Source organism: Streptomyces sp. NPDC003284 (assembly GCF_053589675.1).
Genome location: NZ_JBSFSI010000005.1, coordinates 529129 through 538543, shown reverse-complemented (window position 1 = coordinate 538543; position 9415 = coordinate 529129). Strand labels below are relative to the sequence as shown.

Genomic DNA, 9415 nt, shown 5'->3' with positions numbered 1-9415 from the left:
TGAGGGAAACGCCCGGTTACATTCCGAACCCGGAAGCTAAGCCTCACAGCGCCGATGGTACTGCAGGGGGGACCCTGTGGGAGAGTAGGACACCGCCGAACAATCATTCAGAAAAGGCCCACACCTCACGGTGTGGGCCTTTTCTTTTGTCTGCATTACCGTAGGCCCCATGAGCACCTCCGACAGGGTCGACAAGCACGACGAGAAGTACCTGGTCCGCGCCATACGCGCCGACGAGTGGCCGGCCGTGAAGGCATTGCGGCTGGAGGCGCTCCAGGACCCGGTGGCGCACCTCGCCTTCCTGGAGACGTACGAGGAGGCCGTGGAGCGGCCCGACTCGTTCTGGCGGGAGCGGGCGGCCGGGGCCGCCGAAGGGTCCACCGAAGTACGGCAGTTCATCGCCGAGGCACCGGACGGGACCTGGGTCGGATCGGTCACCCTGCTCATGGAGGAGGCCGGTACGACCGACTGGGCCGGGTTCCCGATCGAGCGGCGCCAGGGACATCTCGTGGGCGTGTACGTACGGCCCGAGCACCGGGGGTGCGGGCTCACGGAGGTGCTGTTCGACGAGGCGCTGCGCTGGGCCTGGGAGATCGGTGCGGAGCGGGTGCGGCTGATCGTCCACGAGGAGAACGGCCGGGCCCAGCGCTTCTACCGCAGGGTCGGCTTCCTGCCGACCGGCCGGACGGTCCCGCTGGCCTCCGCGCCCGACGCGAACGAGCTGGAGTATGTCCTCGAACGCCCCTGAAGCACCGTGAGGTCAGGCCGGGAGTTCGTCGTGCGGCCAGCGGGCGCGGGCCTGTTCGCGGGAGCGGATGAGGGCCAGCGTCGGCAGGCCGCGGTCGGCGCCGCGGGCCAGCAGCTCGGGGAGCTGGGGCAGCGGGGCGACGGCCGCCACGTCGTCGAGGACGAGCGTGAGTGGTGGGTCGAGCCGACCGGAGGATGACCGTTCGGCCATGCGCCGGCCGCGCTCGACCACGCTTGCGGCGAGTGCCGTGAGGAGGGGCATGGCACCCGGGTTGGTACGAGGATCCTCGATGGATTCCCCCACCAGGTAAAGCGTTCCCCCTTCATTGACGAAGGAATCCAAGGCGACCGCATCATTTCGGTGCGGTGTGCACGCCTCGCGGATGTTCACCGTGGAGAGGGCGGCCAGGGCGCGGCCGGTCAGCTCCTGGGCCAGGTCGCGGCGGTCGGGGTGCGCGGTGAGCGCGGCCTCCAGTTCGCCCGCCGAGCCGGTCGCGGCCTTCGGGTTGGTGCGCAGGATCCTTACGGCTTCCTGGAGTTGGGTGCCCTGCGACCAGCGGTGCACATGACGGACCGTACGGCCGTCGACGGCGGCGGCGTGCAGATAGCACCGCAGGAGCGTGCGGGCGGTGTCGTTCAGCGTCTGGTCGATCTTCGCGGTGGACTGGACCGGGGCGAGCAGGGCGGCGGCGCGTGCCACCGCCGTGTCCTTGTCCGCGCAGCCGGTCAGGGGCGACCAGTGCAGCCTGGCCGGGGTGTCGCACAGGTGGGCGGGATCGTAGAGGAGGACCGGGCCCAGTTTGGCTCTGGCGTCCTTGGTGTCCTGCCACAGGGCGGGGTCGGACGTGACGACCAGGGCGGGTCCGGCGGCGTCGAGGACCGCCTGCGCGGCCGTCGCCCGGCGGCTCTCCTTCGGCGCGACGGCGAGCGTGGGCCGTGTGACGGTCTCCACGGCGACTTCTGCGGTCGGCTGCGGCGGTGGCGGTGGCGGTGGCGGTGGCTCGGAGGCTGCCGGTACCGGTACCGGGACCGGTGCGCTGGGGACCTCGTGGTGTGCCGGTGCGGGTGCGGCTTCCTGCCAGGGGGCGGCCGTCTCGGGCGGGGCGGGAGCCGCCGCCGGGCGGGTGCGGGCGGCCCTGGCCTCGGCGCGTCGCCGGGCCCGGCCGGCGCGCCAGCGCGTGGTCGTGCCGATGGCGAAGACGGTCAGCACGAACAGCACCATCAACTGGCCGATGAACAGGCCCCAGAACAGCCCGTAGCCCGAGAGGCTGCCGGGCGGGGTGTCGGGCCAGGCACCGGGGACGTCGTGCGGGTCGGTGGCGAGGTGGCGCATGGCCAGGGGCGTACGGGGGAAGCTGACGCCGGACGGCCAGGAGCCGTGCGTGAACAGCCCGGCCAGGCCCGTCGCCGTCCACACCAGCACGGTCATGCCGAGCAGGAAGGCGAGCAGGCCGACCAGCAGGCCGTCCGGGATGCCGCCCTGGCTCCGGCCCCTGCCCGGGGCGCGGTCGTCGGGTCTCACCTGCCTGCCTCTCCTGTGCCACCGTCCCCTATGCCACCGTCGACTCGGAGGAGCCGCCCAGGTCGGGGACGTGCTGTTCCACGAAGGCCGCCGCCCGCTGCTCGGCCTCCAGCTCGGCGGCGCGCAGGGCGTCGTCGGAGGCGAGGCGGTCGTGCGAGGACTCGGTCATGGCGCGGTCGGTGAAGACCAGCGGCCGTTCGGTCTCGGTGATCAGGTGTTTGACGACCTGGACGTTGCCGTTGACGTCCCACACGGCGATGCCCGGGGTGAGGGTGGGGATGATCTCCACCGCCCACCGGGGCAGGCCGAGGACCCGGCCGGTGGCTCTCGCCTCGTCGGCCTTCTGGGCGTAGATCGTCCTGGTGGAGGCCATCTTCAGGATGGCGGCGGCCTCCTTCGCCGCGGCGCCGTCGACCACGTCGGACAGGTGGTGGACGACGGCGACGAAGGACAGGCCGAGCCGGCGCCCGAACTTCAGCAGCCGCTGGAACAGCTGGGCCACGAACGGGCTGTTGATGATGTGCCAGGCCTCTTCGACCAGGAAGATGCGCTTCTTGCGGTCGGGGCGGATCCAGGTGTGCTCCAGCCACACGCCGACGATCGCCATGAGGATGGGCATGGCGATGGAGTTGCGGTCGATGTGGGACAGGTCGAACACGATCAGTGGCGCGTCCAGGTCGATGCCGACCGTGGTCGGGCCGTCGAACATGCCGCGCAGGTCGCCGTCGACCAGGCGGTCCAGGACCAGGGCGACGTCCAGGCCCCAGGCGCGGACGTCGTCTATGGCGACGTTCATCGCCTCCGCCGACTCCGGTTCGGGGTGGCGCAGTTGCTCGACGATGTCGGACAGGACCGGCTGGCGCTGCACGATCGTCTCGTTGACGTAGGCGTGCGCGACCTTGAGGGCGAAGCCGGAGCGCTCGTCCAGGCCGTGGCCCATCGCGACCTCGACGATCGTCCGCAGCAGGGCGAGCTGCCCGGTGGTGGTGATCGACGGGTCGAGCGGGTTGAGGCGGATGCCGTGGTTGAGGGCGGCCGTCGGGTCGAGGCGGATGGGGGTTATGCCCAGCTCCTCGGCGATGAGGTTCCACTCGCCGACGCCGTCCTCGCCCTGGGCGTCCAGGACGACGACCTGGCGGTCGCGGAAGCGCAGCTGGCGCAGGACGTACGTCTTCTCCAGGGCCGACTTGCCGTTGCCGGACTCGCCGAGGACCAGCCAGTGCGGGGCGGGGAGCTGCTGGCCGTACAGCTGGAAGGGGTCGTAGATGTAGCCCTTCCCGGAGTACACCTCGCGGCCGATGATGACGCCCGAGTCGCCGAGGCCGGGCGCGGCCGTGGGCAGGTAGACCGCCTGGGCCTGGCCCGTGGAGGTGCGCACCGGCAGCCGGGTCGTCTCGACCTTCCCGAACAGGAAGGACGTGAAGGCGTCCGTGAGTGCGGTCAGCGGGTCCCGCATCAGAGCATCAGCCCCTACCGTCGGATTCCGGTGGCGAACGGGAGCGTGTTCACGAAGGCGCGGTGGTGCTCGCGGTCGCACCACTCCAGCTTCAGATACGACTTTCCGGCGGAGGCGCGAATGGTCCGCTTGTCGCGGGCCAGGGCCTCGGGGGTGCGGGAGGAGACGGTGATGTAGCCGACGAGGTTGACACCGGCCGCGCCGCTGGCGAGGTCGTCGCCGCGCTGGTCGAGGCGGTGGTGGGCCTGGACGTCGCGGGGGTCCACGGTGCGGTTCATCTTGGCGGCGCGGCTGGCCTCGGCGACGTCGTTGGTCTTCTCGGTCAGCATGCGCTCGATGGCGACCTCGGTGGGCTCCAGGTCCATGGTGACGGCGACCGTGCGGATCACGTCCGGGGTGTGGACCAGCAGCGGCGCCAGGAAGTTGACGCCGACCGGGGTCATCGGCCACTCCTTGACCCACGCGGTGGCGTGGCACCAGGGCTCGCGGGTCGCGGACTCGCGGGTCTTGGCCTGGAGGAACGTCGGCTCCATGGCGTCCAGCTCGGCCGGCCAGGCGTTGCGCTGGGTCATCGCCTGGATGTGGTCGATCGGGTGGTCCGGGTCGTACATGGAGTGGATCAGCGAGGCGAGGCGGCCCTGGCCGAGCGGCTGGCGCACCCGGATGTCGGCCTCCTGGAGGCGCGAGCAGATGTCGGTCAGCTCGCGGGCCATGACGACGGCGAGCCCGGCGTCGCGGTCGAGCCTGCGGCCCGAGCCGGGGCGGGCGGCGCGGGCCATCGCGTGGGCCTCGGCCGCCAGTTCGCGGCTGAAGTGCATGCAGGCGACGAGGTAGGCGCGGTGCTGCTCGCTGCTGGTGGACACCATGGACTGGAGCTGCTCGTACGAGCCCTGGAGCCACTGCGGGGCCCGCTCGTCGCCGCGCTGGGAGACGTCCTTGGCGTGCGCGTCCGGGTCGGCGGGCAGGGTGCGGGCGAGCATCTGGAGGCGGGTGACGAAGCCGTCGCCGTTGGCCACGTGCTTGAGCAGGGTGCCGAACCGGTCGACGAGGGCCTCCTGGTCCTCGGAGTCGCGCAGTCCGACGCCGGGGCCCTCGATCTCGATGGCGGCGGTGACCGTCTTGCGGTCGGCGTGCAGCAGGACGGCGATCTCGTCCGGGCCGAACGGCGCGGCGAGCCAGGTGATCCGGCCGATGCCGGGCGGCGGGCCGATCTCGATCTCCCGGCCGTCGCTGCGGGTGCCGGCCTCCATCACACCGGAGCGGTAGACGGTGCCGCGCTTGACGGTGCGCTTGAAGCTGCGGTTGATCTCGAACCACTTGTAGAAGGTCCGGTGCTTGTAGGGCACGTAGACGGCGGCCAGGGCCAGCAGCGGGAAGCCGGCCAGCAGGACGATGCGCAGGGACAGCACGGGGACGAGGAGTCCGCAGAGCATGCCGAGGGCGGCGCCGGCGATGATCAGCGCGATCTCGCCGGTCTCGCGGTTGCGGCCGACGATGGCGTTCGGCCGGGCGCGGCCGATCAGATATGTACGGCGGGGCGTGACCGCGGGGGACACGTGGGACTCGGTCGTCAACGCCCTTCACCTCCCGTGCGATGGGTGTTGCTGTTGCGGGTGCTGCTGGCGTGGGGGGTGTTCACCGGGCTGGGGGCGCGGGGAGCGGGGGCGGCGGAGGGGACGGAGCCGCCGCTGTCGCCGGCGCGCGAGCCGTGCGCGGCGAAGCCGCCGGCGGTCTGGTTGGCGGGGCGGGGCGCCGAGGCGCCGCCGCCGGCCGCGCCGCCGCTGTCGGCCCGGGTGCTGTGGGTCTTGATGCCCTGGGCGACGAGGCTCGCCGGGGAGCTGATGACGGCCGCGGCCTTGCCTTCGGCGCCCTGCATGATGCGGTTGTTGCGGCCGGCGGCGATCTCGTCGCCGAAGCCGGGCACGAAGCGGTAGATCATGGCGCTGGCGAAGATGGCGAGCAGGATGATGGCGAGGCCGGAGACGACGGCGGCGAGTGCGTCGGGGCCGTCGTCGGTGGAGAGCGCGCTGGCGAGGCCGAGCACGATGACGATCACCGGCTTGACCAGGATGACGGAGATCATGATGCCCGCCCAGCGGCGGACGTGGCCCCACAGGTTCTTGTCGACGAGCCCGGAGTAGACGACGACGCCGAGCAGGGCGCCGACGTAGAGCAGGATCGCCCGCAGGAACAGCTCCAGGTAGAGCACGCCCGCGGCCAGGATCGAGATGATCGAGACCAGGATCAGCATGATCGGGCCGCCGCCGATGTCGGTGCCCTTGTCCAGGGCGCCGGCGAACGTGCCGAAGAACGTGCCGGTCTGGTCGCCCGTGGCCTTGGCGAGGACGTCGCTGACGCTGTCGGTCGCGGAGACGACCGTGTAGAGGATCAGCGGGGTGAAGGCGGAGGCGAGCACCGTCAGCCAGAGGAAGCCGACGGCTTCCGAGAGCGCGGTGGACAGCGGTACGCCGCGCACGGCCCGCTTGGCGACGGCCAGCAGCCACAGCAGGAGCGTGAGGATGGCCGAGGCGGCGAAGACGATGGCGTACTGCTGGAGGAACTTCTGGTTGGTGAAGTCGACCGCGGCGGTCTCCTGCACCGCCTTGCTGAGCTGCTTGACGGTCCAGGAGGCGGCGTCGGCACAGCCTTTGGCGAGGGAGGAGAGGGGGTCGAGGGTGGAGGGCGGGGTGGAAGTGGAGTCTCCGCCGTTGCTGCTCGCGTTGCCGCGCTCGCAGTACTGCCGTGCCCGGCCGACGATCAGGTTGCAGTTGCGGCCGCCGCCCGAAGGGGACGGCGACGAAGTGGACGAGGGTGAGGGGTCGGCGACGGCACGGGTAGCCAGCAGCACCACCGATGTCTGTACGGCCGCCACGACTCCCGTGAGCTTGAGCGCGCGCTGCCTGCTACCGGGCATACGTGAACCCTCCGTACTCTTCGATGGCCTTGCGGATCTGGTCGGAGGTGGCGGCTCTGTCGTCGCCGGGGACCGGAGCCGGGCCGTTCTGCTGCGTGTCGGAGACGATCTTCCAGTCGTTCTGGTTCCACCGCAGGTCGAACGTCCACGTCTTCCAGGACGAGGTGATCGGGTCGGTCGTGGCGGTCTTGGACATGCCGATGAGCCCCATGTACCAGACCGAGACCCGGGCGTCGGTGGCGCTGTACTGCCGGACGGCCGTGCCGACCGGAGTCGCACGGGAGACGAAGGTGCTGCCCTTCGGGGAGTTCCCGTCGGCGTCCAGGCCCATTCTGGCGAGGAAGTCGGCCGAGTAGGCCTGGTCCATGGGGCCCTGGAGCTTGGCGGCTGCCTCGGGGGTGTAGAGGAGGTTCACGATGGCGTGCCGGCTGTCCTTCTTGAACATGCCGGTCGAGCCCAGCGTCACCGCGTAGTTCGCCGCCGCGCTCTGCGCCCCCTGCTCGTCGTGGGCGAAGCCGGAGGGGAGGCCGGCGGATCTGGTGGTGACGGGGCGGGTGCCGGTGGGGGCGGTGGCCGCGGCCTCGGCGCGGGCGCCGGAGCCGCCGCGGGAGGCGCTGCCGGAGGATCCGCTGCCGCGGTTCGCGAAGGCGATCGCGGCGATGAGGAGGACGACCACGGCGACCACCGTGACCACGCCGCGCGAGGAGGAGCGGGCGCCGCGGCGGGCGCCGCCGTAGGGGTCGCCCGTCCGGTCGGGCAGTCTGGTGCGGGTCTGGCCGCCGCCGTACGGGTCGGTGTCGGCGCGTGCGGAGTCGCCGTGTCCGTGCTCGTCTCCGAGACTCATGCCCGGTACGCCCCCTCGTCCTTGACCTCGGCCTCGTGGCGGAACGCGTGGAAGTACGACGGTAGTCGCGCTGGTTCCCGCGCGGGCGCGGTGTGGTGACTCGACATCAGGGAAACGCAACCTCGGCCGGTCGGCACGGTGGGTGGGTGGGGGCAACGGGGGCACCGGACGCGCCCGGACGGGACGGCCGGCGGCTGGAACGGCGCACCGTGCGCGGTGTGCGCGGGTGTGCGCCGTCAGATGGGTCGCACGGTCTACACCGCCATGCCGTACACGATGGTGAACAGGGTGCCGAGGGAACCGATGATGAAGACCCCGGTGAGACCGGCGATGATCAGGCCCTTGCCCTGCTCCGCGCTGAAGGTGTCGCGCAGGGCGGTCGCGCCGATCCGCTGCTTGGCGGCGCCCCAGACGGCGATGCCGAGGCAGAGCAGGATGGCCACCGCCATCACGACCTCGATCATCACCTTCGCCTCGTTGCCCAGGCTGCCGAAGGGCCCCCAGTCCGGAGCGATCCCGCCGATGATGGTGTTGATGTCTCCCTTGTCGGCCGCAAAGAGCATGTAAGTCACCGCCCCTGGTGGGTAGTTCCACGGCCTCTGCGGGCACGCAGAGGTCAGGCCTCATTGTCCCTGACAATGGCGCCCGCGGATGTCGACTTGGCGCCATCGGCTGGCGAGTTTCGTACGTATGGTCACTCTGTGTATCACGGCAGGTCACGCCGGGCAATGAGGTCGTACCGGAACCTGTGGTGTGGTTCCGTCGTTGTCACTTTTCGTCGTTTTCGTTTCCCCGCCCGGTTTCTGACGGCCGGTCGGGTGAAGCGGACGTTCCGATGGTCTCACGGTCCGGGCCGGCCGGGGTGCGGTAGTCCCGCGTGCGCGCTGCGCGGGCGTACGTGTGCGTGGTAAGAGCAGGCGGCGGGACAAGCCGGGCGATGCGGGGCGAAGTGTGCGGTGAACGGGGGTTTCACAGGAAAATCTCAGCGAAGTCGGGATCCCTTTCTCACCTTCTTGAGACACAGTGGTGACCGATGAAGCGCACCTCAGGTATCCCGAGCCCCGTACATCACGGACGCCCGCGTGCCCGCGCCCGCAACCAGGCGCTGTTCGTGGGCCTGATGCTGATCGCCGTGACCTCCGCCTCCGTGGCGGCGGCGGACGACGGCCAAGGGCCGCTGGGGGTGACCGCCGTCGCCTCGGTGACCCCGTTGAGCGCGCGCGTCGGCGCGCTGTTCGACGCCGGTGACGCGGGCTCGCTGCGTGGCGGGCACTTCTGCACCGCCTCGGTGGTGCACAGCCCGGACCGCAATCTCATCCTCACCGCCGCCCACTGCCTGGCCGACGACAGCGACCTCGTCTTCGTGCCGGGCTACCGGGACGGCCGGGCGCCCTACGGGAAGTGGAAGGTCGAGAAGCGCTTCCTGCCGGGCGGCTGGACCAAGGACGAGGACGAGGACAGCGACCTGGCCTTCGCCGTACTGGCCCCGCTGGACGGGCAGGAGGTCGAGGACCGGGTCGGGGGCAATCGTTTCGCCGCCGGTACGGCGACCGGTGCCACCGCGGTGACCGTCACCGGCTACCCCGACTCCGCCGAGGATCCCATCAGCTGCCTCAACCGGCCCAGCGAGCACAGCAGTACCCAGCAGCGCATCGACTGCCCCGAGTTCACCAGCGGCACCAGCGGCAGCCCGTGGGTCAACCGGCGCCGGGAGGTCGTCGGGGTGCTCGGCGGCCATGAGATGGGCGGGTCCACGGCGGACACGTCCTACAGCGTCGCCTTCGGCACCGAGGCCGCCGAGCTGTACCGGGACGCCGCGGGCGATCCCTGAAGGACGCGCCGGGGCCCCTGGCCGCTGGGCCGTCCCCGGTAGATGCCCGGCCGGAGCGGGCCGGAGCCGTCCGGGGGCGGCGGGGCGCCGTCCGGAGGCGG

8 protein-coding genes and 1 rRNA gene are annotated in these 9415 nt (G+C 71.3%); 3 read left to right on the top strand and 6 right to left on the bottom strand.

The annotated features are described in order from the left end of the window. Together rrf and ACWDYF_RS14835 are read left to right on the top strand one after the other, a co-directional pair. Positions 1 to 101, top strand: a 5S ribosomal RNA gene (gene rrf / locus ACWDYF_RS14840); the annotation flags it as partial. Between the two features lie 68 nt (positions 102 to 169). Then, on the top strand, positions 170 to 748 hold the full coding sequence (locus ACWDYF_RS14835; RefSeq protein WP_389463291.1) for a GNAT family N-acetyltransferase: 579 nt from the start codon (positions 170 to 172) through the stop codon (positions 746 to 748). A gap of 12 nt (positions 749 to 760) precedes the next feature. Here the strand turns inward: ACWDYF_RS14835 and ACWDYF_RS14830 are convergent, their stop codons facing one another. From ACWDYF_RS14830 to ACWDYF_RS14805, 6 genes are all read right to left on the bottom strand, one after another. Continuing rightward, positions 761 to 2269: a type IV secretory system conjugative DNA transfer family protein gene (locus ACWDYF_RS14830; RefSeq protein ID WP_389463289.1), complete on the bottom strand. Its 1509-nt coding sequence runs from the start codon at positions 2267 to 2269 to the stop codon at positions 761 to 763. 28 nt (positions 2270 to 2297) lie between these two features. Continuing rightward, positions 2298 to 3725: an ATP-binding protein gene (locus ACWDYF_RS14825; RefSeq protein ID WP_018568828.1), complete on the bottom strand. Its 1428-nt coding sequence runs from the start codon at positions 3723 to 3725 to the stop codon at positions 2298 to 2300. 14 nt (positions 3726 to 3739) lie between these two features. Beyond that, positions 3740 to 5299: an SCO6880 family protein gene (locus ACWDYF_RS14820; protein WP_018568827.1), complete on the bottom strand. Its 1560-nt coding sequence runs from the start codon at positions 5297 to 5299 to the stop codon at positions 3740 to 3742. Further along, positions 5296 to 6639 (bottom strand): hypothetical protein, encoded by a 1344-nt coding sequence (locus tag ACWDYF_RS14815; protein ID WP_389463284.1) that lies wholly within the window; start codon positions 6637 to 6639, stop codon positions 5296 to 5298. The genes ACWDYF_RS14820 and ACWDYF_RS14815 overlap by 4 nt, the downstream gene beginning before the upstream one ends. Further along, a complete protein-coding gene (locus tag ACWDYF_RS14810; protein ID WP_389463283.1) occupies positions 6629 to 7483 on the bottom strand; it encodes a hypothetical protein in 855 nt (284 codons plus the stop codon). Before ACWDYF_RS14810 ends, ACWDYF_RS14815 begins: the two co-directional genes overlap by 11 nt. Before the next feature lie 254 nt (positions 7484 to 7737). Then, positions 7738 to 8046, bottom strand: a complete 309-nt coding sequence (locus ACWDYF_RS14805; protein ID WP_014673544.1) for a hypothetical protein — start codon at positions 8044 to 8046, stop codon at positions 7738 to 7740. Positions 8047 to 8516: 470 nt separating this feature from the next. On the opposite strand from ACWDYF_RS14805, the gene ACWDYF_RS14800 reads away from it, so the two are divergent. Then, positions 8517 to 9314, top strand: coding sequence for a trypsin-like serine peptidase (locus tag ACWDYF_RS14800; protein ID WP_389463281.1), 798 nt, complete (start codon positions 8517 to 8519; stop codon positions 9312 to 9314). The last annotated feature ends 101 nt before the right edge of the window (positions 9315 to 9415 follow it).

Bases quoted from the DNA above. Each gene is read 5' to 3' on its own strand.
- ACWDYF_RS14835 (WP_389463291.1), top strand. From the start codon at position 170: ATGAGCACCTCCGACAGGGTCGACAAGCACGACGAGAAGTACCTGGTC.
- ACWDYF_RS14825 (WP_018568828.1), bottom strand. From the start codon at position 3,725: ATGCGGGACCCGCTGACCGCACTCACGGACGCCTTCACGTCCTTCCTG.
- ACWDYF_RS14815 (WP_389463284.1), bottom strand. From the start codon at position 6,639: ATGCCCGGTAGCAGGCAGCGCGCGCTCAAGCTCACGGGAGTCGTGGCG.
- ACWDYF_RS14810 (WP_389463283.1), bottom strand. From the start codon at position 7,483: ATGAGTCTCGGAGACGAGCACGGACACGGCGACTCCGCACGCGCCGAC.
- ACWDYF_RS14805 (WP_014673544.1), bottom strand. From the start codon at position 8,046: ATGCTCTTTGCGGCCGACAAGGGAGACATCAACACCATCATCGGCGGG.
- ACWDYF_RS14800 (WP_389463281.1), top strand. From the start codon at position 8,517: ATGAAGCGCACCTCAGGTATCCCGAGCCCCGTACATCACGGACGCCCG.